Origin of the sequence: Robertmurraya korlensis, from assembly GCF_023715225.1 — a bacterium.
GTDB lineage: Bacteria > Bacillota > Bacilli > Bacillales > Cytobacillaceae > Robertmurraya_A.
This window is the reverse complement of sequence record NZ_JAMBNS010000145.1, coordinates 1-411: the sequence shown is the minus strand read 5'-3', so window position 1 is coordinate 411 and position 411 is coordinate 1. Positions and strand designations below refer to the sequence as shown.

General features: G+C 48.7%; 1 protein-coding gene. It reads left to right on the top strand.

Going from position 1 to position 411, the window contains the following annotated elements; all coding sequences use genetic code 11:
* Window positions 1-411, top strand: a 411-nt coding sequence (locus M3175_RS26160; RefSeq protein WP_285852459.1) for a secretin N-terminal domain-containing protein, incomplete at both ends; no start/stop codon positions are given.

Here is a 411-nt window from a genome sequence, read left to right as displayed (position 1 = left end):
CAATACTGCAGCGTCACCGACAGGCTCACCGCTAAATACCTCCTCCACTAGCAACACAACGACTACGCAAAACAACGGCTATCAAGGTAGACCTTTTAGCATTATCGCTGACCAAACCCAAAATTCCGTCATTGTCAATGCCAACCCAGAGTTAATGGTAGAAATCGAAAATGCTATTAATGAGCTAGATACTCGCCGTGACCAAGTGTTGATTCAAGCAGCGATCATGGAAATCTCAGGCAATGATACCCAGCAACTTGGCGTACAATGGGCAATGGTCAATGCCAATAGCGGCGTAGGGGTAATTAACTTCAATAACATCGGTGCATCCGCAGTAGGACTGGCATCTGAGATATTAAGCAAAACCCCAGGTACGGCGGCAGCCTCCGTGGCAGGCGCGCTGTTGGGGAT